Source organism: Pseudomonas agarici, assembly GCF_001543125.1.
Classification (GTDB): Bacteria; Pseudomonadota; Gammaproteobacteria; order Pseudomonadales; family Pseudomonadaceae; genus Aquipseudomonas; species Aquipseudomonas agarici.
Map to the genome: position 1 here is coordinate 2,222,023 of NZ_CP014135.1, position 15,345 is coordinate 2,237,367.

At 52.9% G+C, this 15,345-nt stretch carries 14 protein-coding genes and 1 pseudogene; 2 read left to right on the plus strand and 13 right to left on the minus strand.

Features of this window, described 5'->3' with window-relative positions:
• Both AWM79_RS09840 and AWM79_RS09850 read right to left on the minus strand, forming a co-directional pair.
• The coding region (locus AWM79_RS09840; RefSeq protein WP_156430171.1) for a transposase at window positions 1-274 on the minus strand (274 nt) is incomplete at its 3' end.
• A gap of 419 nt (window positions 275-693) precedes the next feature.
• Window positions 694-1,197: a YybH family protein gene (locus tag AWM79_RS09850; protein WP_060782722.1), complete on the minus strand. Its 504-nt coding sequence runs from the start codon at window positions 1,195-1,197 to the stop codon at window positions 694-696.
• 171 nt (window positions 1,198-1,368) lie between these two features.
• On the opposite strand from AWM79_RS09850, the pseudogene AWM79_RS24930 reads away from it, so the two are divergent.
• Window positions 1,369-2,120: pseudogene (locus AWM79_RS24930) on the plus strand (IS5 family transposase).
• Window positions 2,121-3,165: 1,045 nt separating this feature from the next.
• Here AWM79_RS24930 and AWM79_RS09865 read toward each other — a convergent pair.
• From AWM79_RS09865 to AWM79_RS09910, 10 genes are all read right to left on the minus strand, one after another.
• Entirely contained in the window at window positions 3,166-3,525 is a 360-nt protein-coding gene (locus AWM79_RS09865) for a hypothetical protein (RefSeq protein WP_082712601.1), read from the minus strand.
• Between the two features lie 22 nt (window positions 3,526-3,547).
• Complete coding sequence (locus tag AWM79_RS09870; protein ID WP_060782724.1) at window positions 3,548-4,393, minus strand: RNase A-like domain-containing protein; 846 nt, start codon at window positions 4,391-4,393, stop codon at window positions 3,548-3,550.
• An 11-nt stretch (window positions 4,394-4,404) separates the two neighbouring features.
• Window positions 4,405-4,899, minus strand: coding sequence for an Hcp family type VI secretion system effector (locus AWM79_RS09875; RefSeq protein WP_060782725.1), 495 nt, complete (start codon window positions 4,897-4,899; stop codon window positions 4,405-4,407).
• Window positions 4,900-5,418: 519 nt separating this feature from the next.
• Window positions 5,419-6,666, minus strand: a complete 1,248-nt coding sequence (locus AWM79_RS09880; RefSeq protein WP_060782726.1) for a phthiocerol/phthiodiolone dimycocerosyl transferase family protein — start codon at window positions 6,664-6,666, stop codon at window positions 5,419-5,421.
• A gap of 110 nt (window positions 6,667-6,776) precedes the next feature.
• Window positions 6,777-7,187, minus strand: a complete 411-nt coding sequence (locus AWM79_RS09885; RefSeq protein WP_017131722.1) for a nuclear transport factor 2 family protein — start codon at window positions 7,185-7,187, stop codon at window positions 6,777-6,779.
• 164 nt (window positions 7,188-7,351) lie between these two features.
• Complete coding sequence (locus tag AWM79_RS24290) at window positions 7,352-7,585, minus strand: tautomerase family protein (RefSeq protein ID WP_082712602.1); 234 nt, start codon at window positions 7,583-7,585, stop codon at window positions 7,352-7,354.
• 53 nt (window positions 7,586-7,638) lie between these two features.
• Window positions 7,639-8,349: an SDR family NAD(P)-dependent oxidoreductase gene (locus AWM79_RS09895; protein WP_060782728.1), complete on the minus strand. Its 711-nt coding sequence runs from the start codon at window positions 8,347-8,349 to the stop codon at window positions 7,639-7,641.
• Window positions 8,350-8,985: 636 nt separating this feature from the next.
• Entirely contained in the window at window positions 8,986-9,252 is a 267-nt protein-coding gene (locus AWM79_RS09900; RefSeq protein WP_017131725.1) for a pentapeptide MXKDX repeat protein, read from the minus strand.
• Window positions 9,253-9,306: 54 nt separating this feature from the next.
• On the minus strand, window positions 9,307-10,092 hold the full coding sequence (locus tag AWM79_RS09905; RefSeq protein WP_017131726.1) for a molybdopterin-dependent oxidoreductase: 786 nt from the start codon (window positions 10,090-10,092) through the stop codon (window positions 9,307-9,309).
• A complete protein-coding gene (locus AWM79_RS09910; RefSeq protein WP_026013146.1) occupies window positions 10,089-10,706 on the minus strand; it encodes a cytochrome b/b6 domain-containing protein in 618 nt (205 codons plus the stop codon). The genes AWM79_RS09905 and AWM79_RS09910 overlap by 4 nt, the downstream gene beginning before the upstream one ends.
• A gap of 889 nt (window positions 10,707-11,595) precedes the next feature.
• Between AWM79_RS09910 and AWM79_RS09915 the strand changes: the two genes are divergently transcribed.
• Entirely contained in the window at window positions 11,596-14,319 is a 2,724-nt protein-coding gene (locus AWM79_RS09915; protein ID WP_060782729.1) for an AAA domain-containing protein, read from the plus strand.
• Between the two features lie 139 nt (window positions 14,320-14,458).
• On the opposite strand, the gene treR is transcribed toward AWM79_RS09915, so the two are convergent.
• A complete protein-coding gene (treR, locus tag AWM79_RS09920; protein WP_060782730.1) occupies window positions 14,459-15,163 on the minus strand; it encodes a trehalose operon repressor in 705 nt (234 codons plus the stop codon).
• Between the last annotated feature and the right edge of the window lie 182 nt (window positions 15,164-15,345).

Sequence of the window (15,345 nt, forward strand, 5' to 3'; positions counted from 1 at the left end):
CGGGGAGGCGGTTTTTTAAGATCGATTTTTCCCGCTCAAGGCGAGCAATTCGGGCTTCCAGCTCTTGGATTTTCTGCTGCTCCGGGGTCAGCGCTTTGCTCTGCGGGGTGACGCCCGTGCGTTCTTGCTGCACCTGGTCGACCCATCGGCGCAAAGCCGACTCGCCGATACCAAGCGAGCGGCTGGCCTCAATGAGGCTGTAATCCTGCTTGAGAACGAGGTCGGCAGCCTCGCGCTTGAATTCAGGGGAAAAGGTACGGCGTTGTTTGGTCATCTGACACCTCGTTCTGGCGAGCATTCTCGCCTAAATGAGTGTCCGGGATCATTAGACCACTACAAATTGACGGCTGAACCTCGGAAATCACTCGCCACAGCTCCTCGATGAAATTTGCGGGTCAGTTTGTGCTCGAAGAGATCAATCTGGTGCGCCTGCGGCCCGGCTAACGCGCCTATTCGCGCTGCTCCCGGGTTTGATCGAAAACAACCAACGCGCGGCCTGCTCTTCGGCGAAGTCCAGTGCTTCGCGAAATGTAGGGCAGTCGGCGATACACGTGACACCGTGCAAGCCGATCGGATCGTCTTGCCACTCCGGATCGAAATGGAGATAGACGCTGTAGAAATCGCCTACCCCGTCATCGCAGTGCTCAACCGCGCCCTCGACCTCGCGGCAACCCAAGGTCTCTCGCCAGCCCGCTACGGGGCCTTGGCCGGCGGAGCCGGCTGTTCAATGTTCCAGCTGTCCACCGCCGTGAGCCATTTCCCATCTTCTTTTACGAAGGTAAGGGCGAAACTGCCTTTGCTTCCCTCGCCCTTGTGTGGGTCGTTCGGGGTTGTGGTCCAATGACCGCTAATGGCAACAACTGTGTCGCTGAGCTTCTGGGCATGCTCGCAGACGCCTTTGAAAGTGACGTCTGCAGGTGATTCCGCATAGCTTTTTCGAATAGCTTCCCGACCGATCAGTATGCCTCCAGGTAGCGTCGGGCCGATGTACATCGCGTTTTCGGTGTAGAAGCCATTGACCAACTGGTCCGTAGTGCTCTTTGCAGCCAAAGCGCCGAAACCGTCGCATGCCTTTTTTGCACCGATCACCGGATCTTCATTATCCAGCGTCTGTTGAGTCTGCGCTTCGGCAGCGAAGGGGGGGCAAACCAATCCCACAGTCACAAGCGCGCCAATCAGAAGTAGTCCAGTTTTCATCGCGGTCGGCCCCTTCTCATGATTGAAAAATGAATGATAGCAGCATTGAGCAGCGTCAGTTCAAGACCCTCAATACGCTCCAGGACACCAGGACCGTAGACGAGATTTCTGAATAAATCGCTAGGGTCTGTGGCGATTCATAAATTGACGCGGATATGATTCATACTTCGGATGGATCGAGATGTTCTGACGGATGCCCAATGGGTGAAGATCGAGCCGCACTGCCTTGGTAAGCCAAGCGACCCCGGTCGCAGCGGGAAAGACAATCGACTGTTTCTGGAGGCAGTGCTGTGGATCGTGCGCACAGGCAGTTCGCGGTGTGATCTGCCGGATCGGTTCGGCAACTGGAACACGGCATTCCGTCGTTTTCGCGATTGGCGGGAAGCCGATGTTTTCAGGCGCATATTCGACGCGATCTCGGACGAACCCGACCTGGAATATGTCATGGTCGATGCGACAATCGTCAAGGTCCATGGCCATGGCCAAGGCGCAAAAGGGGAAGTTCGAGTCAGGCCATTGGCCGCTCCAAAGGTTGCATGACAACAAAGATACTGGCGCTCACCGATACCCTGGGCAACCTCGTGAGCTTCCGTCTGATGCCGGGTCAGCGCCATGACAGCGTCGAGGTACCACCACTGATCAATGGGATCGCCTTCGACGGGCTGATCGCCGACAAGACCTTCGACAGCAGCGCGCTGGTTGCCGAATTGAACGACCGCGGCGCCCGGGTCGTCAGCTCGCAGCACCCCGCACGTGCGCAGAAGCTCAGGATAGATGCTGACATCTACGCCTAGCGCCTCCTCATCGAGAACTTCTTCTGCAAACTCAAAGAGTTCAAACGCATCGCCATGCGGGCATGCAAAACCGATCAGAGTTTCGAAGCCATGGTCTACCTCGCTGGTGCTGTCGTCAACTCAAGATGAATCCCCACAGACCCTAATTCACGGTCGGCCTGCGGTTCGCAGAATCGAGCATGGTATTTTTCATGGTATCTTGAATTTTCGTGAAAATAACATGCTGATTTATATATAATTTTTATCGAAATTTATAATCGAGTGGGAGTAGAGGGTATCCTCAACTATCTAATTTTATTGTGAACATGAGAATAGATGGTGAATTTTACTGCATCATCAATGGCGTTTTTCATGGCGTACATTGTAGGCATTAGTAGAGAATGCCTACAATGTACGGCTTAGTAATGTCAGCATGATATCGAGAGTGCTAATATATCATGATTATGAGGCGACTCGCTTCTACTGTTTAGATTGCTACCAACTCGGAAAAACTTTGGTTGTGGATGACATAAAGCTTTCAGCCACGCCCTGTAAATCCTGATAAGAAATTTCGTGAGCGGGCTTTGTACTCGTTATCAAGCAAGCTTAAAACATTCGTTAGAAATACATACAAGTCTCCTTCGAAATAATCTTCAATGAAGGATGTTTCTTGCCCAAACGGAGGGTGTACATATTCTAAACCTTCCGAAGTCATATGATTTTTAATACTCACTATCCTATGAATATCATTCTCCAACCGATTTTTTATAAGTTCTTGCCTCGCCTAATCGCACTTTCTTGGTGATCGTGCCCGAAATTCGATAGTTTAGGGTGCTCAAAGAAGACTTTAGTGATCCGGCTAGCGTCCGCGTCTACGCGGCCTTCACGGGTGTGGAATTTCTTCAGCGATTGATCTCAGAGTGTAGGGGGTATTCGCAACTATCTGATTTTGTTGTGAAAATAAGGATAGATAGTGACTTTTACTGTGTCATTAATGGCGTTTTTCATGGCGCGGATGGTTGGCATCAGCACAAGTGCCTCGATACCATAATCGGCATTAGCAATGCCGGCATGGTATCGAGAGTGCTAAGCTTGGAGATGTCAGTCAGGAACTGAGTTGCCAGTGTTAAATACTCTTTCCTGCCCATTCTCATGGTTTATGTAGCCGTTAGTATCATTCGTACACGTAGAATCTTTATTTGTAGCCTAACCAGCCAAAACACTTAACAAAGAAGGCTTTTCTCTTTTTCTCAATATGAAAATCAATCAAGCCGAGGATGCTAGTAAGAAAAATATGCTCTTCAACACCGAATCTCTCAGGGATGAAACAAAGGTCGTACCATGACAATATCTCATCAACTTCGAAATTTCCGGACCGTTGAAGCTTTATATAATTTGTAACATCCTTTCTTAGCGAAAGGGCGGAAAAATATGACTTTTTCGCCATCCATTGGTCGATTATTTCTTCGACGGTAAGCTGTCCGGTTCTTTGGTCTTCAGGGAGATGGTCGAGTATTCCGTCACCCAGACTCTTCATGAGGTCTATCAATTCCATATATCCACGCATTACAAAAACCTCAAAGTATCGGAAAGGCAGTAAGGATATATCTTGGCATATAGTTGTATTCTTCGAATTCTATGATAACTCTCAACTTTGTCATGCTGACTGGAGTATTTTGGGCGGGGCGATGGATACCCCATCCTACAACCTGTTTCGCGTCAAAATCCAAAATTAGCCGATTGCTCTTGCGAATAAATTGAATTTTAGAATGCATCAAGATTCTAAGTCGATTTGCTTTCAGTGACTGGCTTACTGCCCATTCCGCAATATCCATTTTTTCGAATGTAGACATAACACTCGCTGATTTTACCTTTTTTAAGCGCAACTGCAGTGCTGCAATATCTTTTTGGAAGTGGAGCTTCTTAGTGTGTCCGCCGATACTGTTGTTTGGTGCGTGGAGTGGCTTCTCGCTTGTAGTAATGCTCATCCTGCCAGCACGTACCGAGGAAACTCGAAAAGCGTTGTACATAGATGCAGTAGTTAAAGGCACTACGAACTCGGTAGCTAACCCAATAACCTGGCCTGTTGCTCGAGAGGCACCTAAAGCCTCAGCCGCCGTCGCTCCAGCTTTGAATGCATATGAGTCAGTTTGCTGGCCTGTCACAATTTGCGTAGAGGCAGCTGAAAGTTGATCAGAAGCGTGAACCCCCATTGCAACGCACCCGACTTTTGAAATCATCGTTGGCTCAGGTAACGCACACAGCACACTTGAACCTGCGAGCTCGATAATCCCGCCGACAAGCCGAAGGCTTCCAAATATACGATTGGACATAATCTCAGCGGGTGTAAGTGACTCGTGCGTAAGTATTGCAGCCATCTGAGCAAAATTGAGGATGACGCGAAAACTTCCATCATCAGACATAATGCGTTTCCTTACGCAAATGGCTTGTTAGCGGTCCTGTCCCAACCACCAGAAACGATGCCTGCGCTTCCACCATCGGCACGACGCTGTTGTGAGTATTCGAATTTGATACGTCCGTAATTTAGGGTTACGACTTCAACAGGGAAGCCGGACTGTTCTGCGCCCTGTCCGCTGACCAACGCGATCAGCACCTCTTCCAGCACGATGTCCAAGTACTTGAATTTTTCAGTCCCGGCACGATGGACTCGAATGGTCACGGTTTTGATATGCGACCCTCTGCAGCAAAGCTCAAATAGCTTAGGAGTCGCACGGTCAATGTACTTGCTGATTTGGAAGTCTCCGAGGGAAACACCTCCAGCGGAGGCACCACCACTGGAGCTGGCTGTTTGACTGATGGACTGCATGGCGTCGTAGTGGTATGAAAGCAGCTCGATCCAACCTTTGTGCCCATCGTCAAGCGACTCGCCCTCAACGCCATCAACCTTCATAAATGCATCAAAGGACATAGTAGCTCCCTGCTATTCACAAAATCTGAGGCAAAGACACTAACTGAATTTGCGCTCAAATTACCAGCCCGACGTGTGCTTGGGTTAGTCGCACGTTGAGAGATGACCATGAGCCTTGCCAATCGACAGGCGTGTGTGATCGGAATGCCTGCAAGCATCAGCCATGATCGGAATGGTATATTTCAAGGTGTCTGAGCTTATAAATTTTATAATTCAATGATTTATATCTATTTTTATTTGTTATTGATAATAGAGTGAGAATGATCCGGCATCCGGCATCCGGCATCCCGCATAGAACGGCAGACCGGCAGCGATTGGCAAAAATACCCCTGAAGCCCGCGTAATTGTGGGCTTTTGGCTTTTTGGGTCTGGCAAATTCTGGCAGCTTTGTGCATCGCCAAGCGCCGTGTTTGTGCGGCATGGTACGGGGCGATTCAGGCTGCCCTCAATAAACGGACTTTTTCGTGCGCTAAGAGGAGGTGTTACTTAAGCTGCCGAGCCACATCATTCCGGATGCATTCAGCGCAGCTGCGAAATGATGAGATCTCTTGCCCCTATTAGAAGATCGGAAATGGGTTCGGCGCTGACATTGGTCATGCAGAGAAGTCCATCGAGTGTTGCGAGCGAGACGGTCTGCGTGTGCGAAACTCCACTGGTTATCATCGGGCGGATGAATAACAAGCGCAGCGGCCCATACTCAGACGGTATCGCAAGTCGCCCGTAATTGGTTACCATCAACGCCTGCGCACGCCGGTCAGCCGCTTCTGATATATGGCTGGGGGCCATTTCGGCGCTGAGCGTTTCTCGCAAAGGCGCAAAGCTGCGGGCAGCGGCCTGAATGTTTCCCAACGCTGAAACATCACTTCTCACCTGCCGCGCCAGATCCCAAAAGTCGTATGGCTTTGCCGATTCGAGTTCGGTGTGGGCGAGGGTCAGTAGAACACCCGGAATGTCACCGATGCCCAGCATTTTTCGGTTGTCAATGGGGCTTACACAGCGAATCGCTGTTTCGGCCCAACGCTGGGATTTTGCTCGCCCTGCAATTAAAATCCCGGCAGTCAGCGCACCATGAACGGTCGTTTGTTCTTGGCGTGCGCGTTCCGTTATCGCGGCCACGGTCTGCGGCGCTAACGAGATTTGCTCCAATTGATGTTGAGCTGCCAATTGAGTGACAGGGTGTTCAATCGGTTCGGAAAACCCGCTGTATGCTGGTGAGGGCGTTGAATAAATGTCTGCACCGTGCAAGCCAAGCAACTCGTCTAGCGAAGGCAAAAAGGGCTTTTGCTTTCCCAGATCCTTTCCTGCGAGCGAGCTAATTAAGTCGCGGATCAAGTAGACCAGCGATCTGCCATCGAAAGCCACATGATCGGCAGCCAGCACTAACGTGGAGCGATGCTTTTCGTGCAGGACGGTAGCTCGTAAAAGCAGCTCATTCTCGGCGAAACCAGTTTCGAGTTCTTTCGCGCAGTAGTCGAGCAGTGATTGGGCGGAGCCGAATGGCAATACTTCCAGCGGCAGATCGACGCCAGGAGCCGTGACAAAGCAAGGGCGAAAACCAGGGGACTTTCGAACGCGCGCCGAAAGTATTGGATGATGCGCTTGAAGTGCATTCAGTGCCGTTCGCCACCCGTCGATCGTTGTCGGGCCCTCCAGCGCGGCGACGACCACTATTGTGCGCGGCGTTTTTCGCTCCACAAGCCAGAAGTACTCTTCGAAAGTCCCGAGAGAGCGTAGTTTTGCCGCGACTCCAAGCTCGGATTCAAGCATATAGGTCTCTCATCAGTTGCGCCTTTCTCGGCGCAATCGGCTGCACTTGAAGTCTTAGCGAAAAAAATCCCTTTCTTGAGGGCCCTCTGATCGCCCGGCAGAATGGTGGATTAAGTGGCCGACGCGGGGACGAGGCGCATCGGCTCGAAGCCTAGCTTGTTGGCGAACACCTCCTGGACGAGCACTGCGCTGGGAAGTGGCCGCCACGCGACCTCGATCTGGTCGATGAGACCGTGTTCGTCCAGGTGCAGATGCTCGTTCCCCTTGACCGTGATTCCATTGCACGTGAAAGTGAAAAAGACGGCCACGTCCCGATCCGATGTAAACCTCAGGTTGACTTCCAGGGTGTCGATGGTCTCGAGAAACCCGGAAAGGACCTCTGCGACCGCGTCCTTCCCTTCGGTGGGTTCAGGAAAGATAGGCCCGAGAAGAACGATGTTTTCCGCAAGATGCGGAAGGATCTGCAGATTATCTTTGTTGCTCAGTGCCTTGAAATAGGCGTCTACATGCGTGGTTGTCATCTGAGACACTCCTCTGAATGGGGCCGGTAGTGGAAACATCGGATCGCGTGGGCTGACGTGGGCGGCCTGTAGGAGACCACTCAGTCTTCACCGATGTTTCGGGGGCGTTGTCATTTCGGCGTCTCATGCCTGTGTCGCTTGCCCGAGACGCTCTGCGCTCGACGTCAGGAGTCTGTCTGATGATCCCGAGCGCGACGGCTGAAATACTCAGCCAGCGGCAGGCCGCCCTTTCCGAGGTCGTCTATCTCATGTTCGTGAAAGACAACGGTTGTCTCCTCACGCGGCTTGCCCATGACGTCGAAGAGCAAGTCGGCGACTCCTTTGTAGATTGCGGCCTTTTGTTCGCTGGTGGTGCGTTTAGCACCCTCACGGGTCACAAGTATGTTCACGATTGGCATATGATTCTCCAAGAAGGTGGGGGGCGGGCCCAATGCGCGCTCCCTTGGGTGGTTTAGCGACCGGCGATAAGGCCGCCATCGACGTGGAGGATTTCACCGGTCGAGAAAGTGGCGTCCTCAAGGTAGAGCACAGCCCGAACGATGTCCTCGACCTCGCCCAGCTTGTTCATAGGGTGGAACGCGGCCAATTGTTCGATGATCTGCGGATTGTGCATGGGCGTGCGAATGATCCCGGGAGCAACGGCGTTCACGCGGATACCGCGCTTGGCGTACTCGATTGCTAGACTCTTGGTGGCAGAGTTCATTCCGCCCTTCGTCAGCATGGCGATAAAGGCGGGGGAGCTCGAAACGGCGAATTCCGCCGCCGACGCCGTGATCTGGACGACATGGCCGCTGCCCTGCTCAAGCATCACGGGGATGACATGCTGGGTGGTAAAGAAAAAGCCATCGAGGTTGGTCTTCAGCTTGAGCCGATAGTCCTCTTCCGTATATTCGGTGAACGGCTTGCCGATGAAGATACCGGCGTTGTTCACCAGGGTGTCGATGCGGCCGAACCTGTCGAGCGCTGCCGCGACCAGGCGTGCGCCTGTCTGCGGGTCGCCGATGTCGCCGCGGACGGTCACCAGGTCCGGATCGGTCGAGGGCTGGATCGAGCGCGACGTGGCGACGACGCCGTAACCGCGGGCACGAAACCCATTCACGATGCCCTCACCCATGCCCTGCGAGGCGCCAGTGATGATGGCTACTTTCTTGATCTCTGACATTGTTGAACTCCTTTATGTTTGCGCGTTGACCAGAATGTACGTCCCTATCGAGAGCTGGAAAATTAGCTATCTCCGATCAATGGCTGATAAAAAACGCACAGACATCGACTGGCTGGATCTCCGAATCTTCGTGGTACTGGCGCGTCGTAGCCTGTCTGCCGCGACCCTGAAGGCTATGTGCTGACGCCTGCTGGAACGCCCTCGCTCAAAACGGCAGGCGGCCCTGATCCCGAGATTTGGATGGTGCAATCCGATCTTTGAAATCGAGCTTGCGGCAGGCCGCCCAGGGCGGGCTTGGCTGATGCCTTGAAGGCGAGGAAGGCGTGTGCGGCACTGTGCGTGCTGGGGCTGCAGCGCACCCGCGAAGCGCAGTTGCGGTGACTGGAATTTACGGCGAAGGACGCATTCTGCTTGCTGCCTGGGCAACCAACGAATACGCGGTCAAGGTTGTGTCGTCTTGCTCTCCTTCGACCGGTCGAGACGCTTACGAAGGGAAAGAAAACTGGCAAGCCACAATGATCAAGTGAATCTGACCTGACAGTCATGGCCGCAAATCCAGTAACTGTCAGATCAGCTCAGAGCTTCTACAACGTGATCAATTCAGGCTCGGTCCCATAGGGACCGCGGTGATCGGAATTACTGCGACATTCCGCCTTTTTTCATGGCGTCCTTGGACATTTCATCTTTCTTCATCGCATCTTTGGACATGCCGTCTTTAGACATACCGTCTTTGGACATTCCATCTTTCTTCATTGCATCTTTCTTCATCGCATCCTTGGACATGCCGTCTTTGGACATCGAGTCTTTGCTCATGCTGTCGTGGCTCATAGTGTCAGCAGCAAAAACACTGGCGGCACCAACGGCCAGGCACATGGACAGAACAACGGTAGTCAACTTCTTCATGATGATACTCCTTGGAACATGGGTTTATGGACGGGTGAAAGGATTAGGCACTGATCAACTACCACCGAACCAGTTGTAGCCCTGGTCTTCCCAGTAGCCACCGCTGTAGGTGTTGCTGACGAAAATCGCCTGAATGTGTTTGGGATTCTTGTAGCCGAGTTTGGTGGGCATGCGCAGCTTCATCGGGAAGCCGTATTCGCGCGGCAGCACCGCGCCGTCATAGGTCAGCGTCAGCAACGTCTGCGCGTGCAACGCGGTGGCCATGTCGATGCTGGTGTAGTAATCGTCGGCGCATTTGAACCCGACATATTTGGCGTCGGTGTCGGCTCCAACCCGTTTCAGAAAGTCGCTGAAGCGCACGCCCCCCCAACGCCCGATCGCACTCCAGCCTTCGACGCAAATGTGCCGGGTGATCTGCTCGGTCTGGGCCATGGCGCGTAACTCTTCAAGGCGCCAGTTGCGCTTGTCGGCGACCAGGCCGGTGACTTCCAGGCGATAGCTTTCCTCTTCCACCGTCGGCGCTTCATCGATGCCGTAAAAGGCATTGAAGGGAAATGGTCGGGTGATCATCGATTCGGGATAAGTCGGGGCCATCGCGTTTGGGTTGAACAGCCAGCCTTGCACCCGGTCATTAAAACGCGACATGGACGACAACGCGGTGTCGACGCTTTCGTTGTCGGTGATGTTGCAACCGGACAACATCGCCACACTTCCAAGGGTCAGGCCACGCAGCAGAAACGAGCGGCGCGAGCGGTCTTCGATTTGCGGGGCAAGGATCTTGCGGGCGTCGATCAGGATCGAAGTCTCGTCCAGCCCAGGTATCTGGATACGTTTTTTCATACCTGCTCCTTGCGGGTGACGATCATGGCCAACAGTGTTTTCGGAACCAGCGCGACCATCACCAAGTGCACCATCACGAAGGCCACCAACAGTGCCATGGTGAAGAAATGCACGCGGCGCGCCCCTTCGTAACCCCACAGCAGTTCACGCAGTAATGGAAACTGCACCGACTTCCACAACACCAGCCCGGACAGCACTAGCAATGCGATGTCGACCATCACGAACAGGTAAGCCAGTCGTTGCACTTGATTGTATTGATTGAGGTCGGCGTGCCCGAGCTTTCCGCGCGCGGCCGCCCACAAATCATGCAGTACTCCTTTGGGTGACACCGGGAAGAAACGCCGCTTCAGGCGCCCACTGAAGAGATTGAAGATCAAGTAAATCAGGCCGTTGATCGCCAGAAACCACATTGCCGCGAAATGCCATTGCAACGCGCCGCCGAGCCAACCGCCGAGGGTAATCGACTTGGGAAAACTGAATTCGTAGATCGGCGAGGCGTTGTAAATACGCCAACCGCTGGTGACCATCACCAGCACCGCCAACGCGTTGAGCCAATGAGTAAGCCTTAGCCAGCGTGGATGGTTGGCTCTGGGTGAAGCAGATGACTGCGACATATCTGGCTTCCATTCGTTATTCGTTGGGCCCGAGTATAGGCGATGGAATATTTCTGAGTCCTCACGCAAAATTAAATTAATCGTGATAACTCGCCTCTGACGATACTGGCGCTTGAACAGCTCACATCTGATCCGACGTTATGATCGGATCGAAAAGTATCATTCCGACATCATGTGGAAAGCTGGTTGAGGTGCTTTCTTTCAGAAATTCCAGGCTAGCAGGCATATGTCTATAGTGCTATGTAGATGTGACAATTAAGTTTCTCCGTACATGATGGCATGATGTTTCTCATGGCTCTGTGGGATAGCGTGTAGACAATGATTGAATGGATAAAATACCCTACTTTATAAGCGTGGAGATCGATAGGTATGGATTCATTAAGTTGCTGTAATTTCAGACCTTTGTGGCCCGCATATACTGTCTATGGTCGCGGATTGATGTTGTATTTCGGGGGATTTGCTGACGTCGCCCGGTCGACCGGGGCGTCAAAAAATCGGACAGATTTGGACGGCACTTAACTTAACCTTCTTCGGATGTCCGTTTTTTCTCAGCTCGGCCCTCGCATCTCTAGCAGTGTTTGCTCATCACCTCCCGTCAGGCGAACGGGAAACGCTCGTGAACATGACCTAGCGTCCGCTGGACCGGCGTATCGGCAAGACCGAGCGTGACCGCATCGGCTATTGGCTGGGCGAAACCCGTTTTTACCTAGGATGGTTTGCGGCTGTTGCGGGAGCATAAGAACACTCAGCCAGCCCCTATGGCGACGACGGCCATGACGAGTCACCGCAGGTCAGGAGTGGATGAATAATGGCGTAATGAGGCTATCCAGGGATATTCTGAAACCATTGTGACGTTTCCTTCCTCCGAGCAATTTTTGCATAAAATCATATGATTTCTATCTACATGGATGGTGAAGATCAAACCGGAAAGCTCCGTGACTGGAGGATACGGCCGAATACTCAAGGTGCAGAACCGATACTGACTTGTTATTTCCGTTCGGGCGGGGAGTTGAGCCGTCCATTGAGCGCTTGCCGAGTCGTCCCCACCCAGGTGCTACAGGGAAAGCTTCTCATGCAGAAAAAGCAGGCGGAGTTCAATCCCGTGGACAGTGCGCATATCTATGGGCAGAAGTATGCCGTCGTTAAATACCCGGGAGGGCAGAAGAGCTACGTCAACAAGCTGGATGATGTTGTGTTCGTTGCGCAGACCACGCTCAAGGACGAAGCAGTCTTTCGCTATTTCGTTTCTGTGGCAAATGCGCGGATAGAACGGGCAACGCCGCAGGACAAAGCCATCGCCGAGAATGTATTGCGCCAATTGGATAAGGTGCTCCCCCATGGCGATACGGCATTGCACGCCTATTGCACGGGGCAGAGTCAGTCGCGGCAGTCTGAGGGCGGTTTTATCTACCCTTTCGGCGTCAACGAAAGCCAACTCGACGCAGTAGAACGGGCCTTCAGCTCTCAGATCAGCTTGATCGAAGGTCCTCCAGGCACCGGGAAAACCCAGACAATATTAAACATCATCGCCAATATTGTATTACGCGGAAAAACCGTCGCGATTCTGTCGAATAACAATGCGGCGGTGGAGAACGTCTATGAAAAGCTAGGCAAAGTCGGGCTGGATTATCTGCTTGCCAAGCTGGGTAGTACGGAGAATCGCAAAAGCTTTTTCAACGACCTGGCGGCCATACCCTCGGCAGCCAGCGGATCCGCCCCCGATATGCAGCACATTCAAGCCGTTCTCCAGCGCTTGAAGCAGTTTCTTCATGCCCAGAACGAGTTGGCGCGGTTGCAGGGCGAGATCGATGAGTTGACGATAGAGCAACAATATCTGTTGCAATGGCAGCGCGAGAACATGGCGACAGCCCCTGTTCCCTTGGGCAAGTACAAGTTGTCTGCAAAAAGCAGCGTGGATCTGATGGCTTATATGACCCACCTTGCGCAGAACCGTATCAGGCTAAGGGACAGGATCGAGTTGCTGTTGAATTTCAGAATCCTACGCATGAAGCCTTTCGATGATTGGGGCAAGCGTCAATCCCTGATCTATTCCTTGCAGCTACATTTTTATGAGAGGTCGCTACAGGATAAAAAGTCTGCATGGGCAAGCTGTCGGGAAGTATTGGAGCGAGGTAACTTCAAGACATTGTTGGAGGAGCTGACCAGCGCTTCGATGGCCCATCTGAAACACCATCTTTATCAGCATGCCGGCGTCCACCAGGAATTCGATTCGGACAGCTATCGGAATAACTTTGATAAATTTCTGAAACGCTACCCGATCTTGGGTAGCAGCACGCATTCCATTATCAACTCGATCAGCCGTGGTGCACTTCTCGACTATGTCATCATCGACGAGGCTTCGCAGCAGGACATCGTGCCGGGAATACTGGCATTGGGTTGCGCCAGAAACCTTATTGTCGTTGGCGATCGCAAACAATTGCCGCATATCCCGGCGAAACTGGGTATCGCCGCTGCCGCCGACGCCTATGATTGCGAGAAATACAGCCTGCTCGATTCCTGCGTCAGTGTTTTCAATGACTCGGTTCCGATGACGCTGCTCAAGGAGCATTATCGTTGCCATCCCAGGATCATCCAGTTCTGCAATCAGCAGTTTTACGACAACCAGCTTATCCCGATGACATACGATTCAGGTGAAAAGCCATTGCAGCTGCTCGTCACCGCCCAGGGCAATCACACACGAAAGAATGCCAACCTTAGAGAGTTGGATTCAGTGCTCGAAATGCTGAAGTGGGATGGCGAGAGTGATTGGGACAATGCCAACAGCAGAGGATTCATTGCTCCGTACAGAGCGCAGGTTGCTCTTTCGCAGACGCATTTGCCAGAGCATTTCGTCAAGAATACCGTGCACAAATTCCAAGGGCGCGAGTGCGACGAAATTGTTTTTTCCACCGTGCTGGATAAAAAACAATACAGTCAGCGAAACCTCGGGTTTGTGGATAATCCTCATCTGGTCAATGTGGCGGTATCAAGAGCCAAGACTCGCTTTACGCTAGTGACCGGCGACGACGTCTTTACCGAGAACAACGGTCATATCGCTGCCCTGGTGCGTTACATGGAGTATTACGCTGGCGAGCAACAGATTCATCGTTCACTGCTCATTTGCGCTTTTGATCTGCTCTACAAGGCATACGATCAATCCCTGGAAAGGCTCAATGCCCGATTGCGACCGAGCGACTCGCGATTCAAGTCCGAGCAGATCGTCGCACAGCTGCTGCGTGAGGCGTTATCTCGCGAAGGCAATCAGGCGATGACGTTCCATGCCCAGATCCGCTTGAATCAGTTGGTTTCAGCAGACAACGAGGCATTGACGCCGCCCGAGCGAAACTTCATGCGAAACCGCGCCAGTTGCGATTTCGTGCTCTATTTCCGGGTAGGAAAAACACCTTTGGGTGTCATTGAAGTCGATGGTGGGTATCACGACACGACGCTGCAGGCTGCGCGGGATCAGTTGAAAAACAGCATCCTGATGAAGAGCGGTATACCGTTGCTCCGATTGCGAACCGTCGAGAGCCACATTGAGGACCGGATCGCGAAATTTCTGGCCCAGTGGGCAAGCGCCAACAATACCTCGGCATCGCCGCTTATGCCTTAGGCTCTGTACGAAATGCATCTGCGTTCGCCCATGCGGGGTTGAAGGTCGGCTCGTCATGCTCATTGAGCATCCGTCGACGGCGCTGGCTCGCCTGCTTTCGCCTGGCCTGGCCTTCGCTCGAAAACATTTCCTACAGATTCTAGCGCCTGGCCACGTCCGAAAAGTAGAACTTGTCCAGGGTATGCCGCGACTCGGTGTACTCGAATTGCCGGCCATCCTGCAGGAAGGTCTGGTTCTTCACTACGATCACATGGCTGGCTCCATCCAGGTCCAGGTGTTGCTGATCGTCCTTGCCACAACGCTCCGCTTCGATGGTGCGCTCGGCGAAACTGATGCTCAGTCGCAGGGTCTGCTCGATATAGGCATAAATCGAGTGCTCGGCAATGTCGCGCGTCAGGCCGGGAATCAGCTCGGCGAGAAAATGGTTGATATCGAGAATGATCCGTTTGCCATCAATGCGCCGCACCCGCTTGATGCGGATCAGCGGACTGTCGGGTTCGGCCTGAAAGCGTTCTCGCAGGGCGCCCGTCAGCAGGATTTCGCTGAACTCCACGACTTCGGTACCGATATGGCTGCCCATGCTCACATGGGCTTCCTGGAAGCTGACGATGCCGCCGAGTTGGAACTCGATGGGACTGCGTGACAGCACGAAGGTGCCCTTGCCATGGATTTTTTGCGCGAACCCGCGCTCCTGCAGTTGCTCGATAGCCTTGCGCACCGTGCCGCGACTGGCTTGATAGCGGTTCATCAGTTCGGTTTCCGAGGGCAGCCGATCGCCTTTTTCCAATTGCTCCGTGGTGATGCTGGCAAGCAGATCGCTGTAGATCTGGTTGTATTTGCTCATGGTGTTCGCTCTGGATTGGACGTCGCCGGCTGATAGCGTAGCGGGCGCGGTGTCCCAAGGCATGAAACCTTAAGGGCAGGCCGAAGCTTTGTCCATTTGTCGGGTCGTTTGCCAATAAACGCTCAACTCGTCTATACGAGTTATTGCTTTAACTCGTATAGACGAGTATTTTTTGTTTCTGT

Excerpts from the sequence above, each read along its gene's own strand:
- AWM79_RS09850 (WP_060782722.1), bottom strand. The coding sequence starts at position 1,197 with ATGAAAACTGGACTACTTCTGATTGGCGCGCTTGTGACTGTGGGATTG.
- AWM79_RS09865 (WP_082712601.1), bottom strand. The coding sequence starts at position 3,525 with ATGGAATTGATAGACCTCATGAAGAGTCTGGGTGACGGAATACTCGAC.
- AWM79_RS09870 (WP_060782724.1), bottom strand. The coding sequence starts at position 4,393 with ATGTCTGATGATGGAAGTTTTCGCGTCATCCTCAATTTTGCTCAGATG.
- AWM79_RS09875 (WP_060782725.1), bottom strand. The coding sequence starts at position 4,899 with ATGTCCTTTGATGCATTTATGAAGGTTGATGGCGTTGAGGGCGAGTCG.
- AWM79_RS09880 (WP_060782726.1), bottom strand. The coding sequence starts at position 6,666 with ATGCTTGAATCCGAGCTTGGAGTCGCGGCAAAACTACGCTCTCTCGGG.
- AWM79_RS09885 (WP_017131722.1), bottom strand. The coding sequence starts at position 7,187 with ATGACAACCACGCATGTAGACGCCTATTTCAAGGCACTGAGCAACAAA.
- AWM79_RS24290 (WP_082712602.1), bottom strand. The coding sequence starts at position 7,585 with ATGCCAATCGTGAACATACTTGTGACCCGTGAGGGTGCTAAACGCACC.
- AWM79_RS09895 (WP_060782728.1), bottom strand. The coding sequence starts at position 8,349 with ATGTCAGAGATCAAGAAAGTAGCCATCATCACTGGCGCCTCGCAGGGC.
- AWM79_RS09900 (WP_017131725.1), bottom strand. The coding sequence starts at position 9,252 with ATGAAGAAGTTGACTACCGTTGTTCTGTCCATGTGCCTGGCCGTTGGT.
- AWM79_RS09905 (WP_017131726.1), bottom strand. The coding sequence starts at position 10,092 with ATGAAAAAACGTATCCAGATACCTGGGCTGGACGAGACTTCGATCCTG.
- AWM79_RS09910 (WP_026013146.1), bottom strand. The coding sequence starts at position 10,706 with ATGTCGCAGTCATCTGCTTCACCCAGAGCCAACCATCCACGCTGGCTA.
- AWM79_RS09915 (WP_060782729.1), top strand. The coding sequence starts at position 11,596 with ATGATTTCTATCTACATGGATGGTGAAGATCAAACCGGAAAGCTCCGT.
- treR (WP_060782730.1), bottom strand. The coding sequence starts at position 15,163 with ATGAGCAAATACAACCAGATCTACAGCGATCTGCTTGCCAGCATCACC.